The organism is Pseudoflavonifractor sp. SW1122, assembly GCF_012027765.1.
Taxonomy (GTDB): domain Bacteria; phylum Bacillota; class Clostridia; order Oscillospirales; family Oscillospiraceae; genus Enterenecus; species Enterenecus faecium.
In genome coordinates, this window is sequence record NZ_SJOS01000091.1 from 1 (window position 1) to 1,999 (window position 1,999).

The window sequence follows — 1,999 nt, forward strand, 5'->3', positions numbered from 1 at the left end:
CGGGCAGACGCTTGCCGCCCTTTCCGGCGGGCTGGGCGTCGGGGCGATCAAACACATCCTGTCCGTCAAATTCATAGCCGCTCTCGTCGGCCATGGCGGGCTGGGTGGTGGGGGTTTGAGCGCCGCCGCAGAAGGGACAGAACTTATATGTGGCACTGTAATCCTCGCCGCAGGATGCACAGTGCACCACGTTGGAATCTTTTTTACGAACCATGGTGTCATACCTCCGTTGACCATAGATACACATATAGTACACGTTTTGCACCATTTCGTCAATCCCTGAAACCGTAGATTCCAGTCTGGCAGCGGAGAGGGAAGAGGGAAAATAACAAAATTTTCTCTTGCGAAATGGGAAATAATATAGTATAATACCATTCGCACCATGCCGGTGTGATGGAATTGGTAGACGTAGTGGACTCAAAATCCACCGGTGGCGACACCGTGCCGGTTCGAGTCCGGCCACCGGCACCAAAAATCGACAAGCACCGTCAGGGGCTTGTCGATTTTTACTTATTCGCTATTCACTTTTCACTCTTCACTAAACTGGATGGGTCGATTTTTGGAAGTGAATAAGTAATAGTGAATAGTGAAGAAGTAAGGTGTGCCGCACAGCGGCACGAATTTTATATTTGGGGTGATGACAATGGCCAGTCCCCTTCAAGATAAGTCTAAGGCGTTTGCGTTGGAAGTTATCAAAGTGTGCAATGAGATCAAGCGCTCCAAACGGGAAAGCGTCCTGACCAATCAACTCATTCGCTCGGGAACCAGCATCGGCGCCAACATCCGGGAAGCCATGTATGCCCATGGAAAAGCTGATTTTATTGCAAAATTGCAAATCGCACTGAAAGAATGTTCGGAAAGCGAATACTGGCTGGAGCTGCTCATCGAAAGTGGCTACTATGATGATCCTACCATTTTGAAACAATGTACCGAGGTCAAGCGATTGCCGGAAAAGATTATGAAAAGCCGCCCAGAAGCAATCTGGACGGCTTTAAATCTGTGACATAACACGATGTACTATATCCGATATACAATGGAATTTCTGCGGCTAAAGAAATAACAAAAATTAGTTGTTTGCTTTTTCGGAAATGTATTCGAAGCCTTCTGTTACGGATTTTTTTAATTCCAAAAAATCGGATTTTGTAAGATATTCGTTGGGGATTTCTTCGGCTTGTGGTATAATTTGTATAGCTTTATTGTAGTAAAATAGTGCTTGTTGATAATTTTCTTGTAGTGCATAGATGGTTGCTAAATTGTTGTATATGAGAAGCAATGCACTAGTGTTATTTTTAGCAAGAGATAAGCACTTGGAATATATGTCAAGTGCCTCGGTAAGCCTTTTCGTTTTTCTATAGATAGCACCAAGGTTAATTAGATTTAGAATGTGTAACCGAATTGTGGAGTGGTCGTGCGAGGAAGTATTAGAAATTAGAGAGAGATTTTTTTTTAAAAGCATTTCGGCATAAGAAAACTGCCCTAGCTTTTCATAAATTTCGCTCATTCTGGTATAGATTGTTGCAATCTTTTTTATGTTTTTTTCTTCAGACAGTGCAAAATCATAGTAATTAAGAGCTTCAGCGTACCTTGATTCATTAGCAAATATATTGGCTAAGGCAATCAAAAGGCTGGATTTTATATCTCTGATTTCACCAATGTCGTTCTGACATAGCGATTGATAAACGAATAAATATAATTCTTTTGCGTAAGACAAGTAACCAGCTTCTTCAGCCCTAGATCCAACGAGCAATGCCAGTGTAGCCCAAGTTCTAGCATCAATTTTTGCACCTTGTATATTCCGAATGAATTCAAATGTTTTTTCAAAAGAATTATCGCAGAATACATTCAAGATTATGCTTAGTTTTAAAACGGAACCTTGAGATAAATTTGATACTTGTTTTAATTCTTCCTTTGATAGTTTAATTCCTAGTTTTTTGGAAAAAGAAGTAGCAATAGAGAACATCTCTGTATTTTGTAGTAGAGGCATGGATACCAATTTATA

General features: G+C 41.0%; 2 protein-coding genes, 1 tRNA gene and 1 pseudogene. 2 read left to right on the forward strand and 2 right to left on the reverse strand.

What is annotated here, in order from left to right:
* Positions 1 to 214: pseudogene (locus E0L15_RS12095) on the reverse strand (hydrogenase maturation nickel metallochaperone HypA); the annotation flags it as partial.
* A gap of 170 nt (positions 215 to 384) precedes the next feature.
* On the opposite strand from E0L15_RS12095, the gene E0L15_RS12100 reads away from it, so the two are divergent.
* A tRNA-Leu gene (locus tag E0L15_RS12100) sits at positions 385 to 471 on the forward strand.
* A gap of 172 nt (positions 472 to 643) precedes the next feature.
* Positions 644 to 1,003, forward strand: coding sequence for a four helix bundle protein (locus E0L15_RS12105; RefSeq protein ID WP_168125798.1), 360 nt, complete (start codon positions 644 to 646; stop codon positions 1,001 to 1,003).
* 63 nt (positions 1,004 to 1,066) lie between these two features.
* Here the strand turns inward: E0L15_RS12105 and E0L15_RS12110 are convergent.
* Positions 1,067 to 1,999 (reverse strand): tetratricopeptide repeat protein (locus E0L15_RS12110; RefSeq protein ID WP_168125799.1); only part of this gene is annotated, 933 nt, incomplete at its 5' end.

Bases quoted from the DNA above. Each gene is read 5' to 3' on its own strand.
- E0L15_RS12105 (WP_168125798.1), top strand. From the start codon at position 644: ATGGCCAGTCCCCTTCAAGATAAGTCTAAGGCGTTTGCGTTGGAAGTT.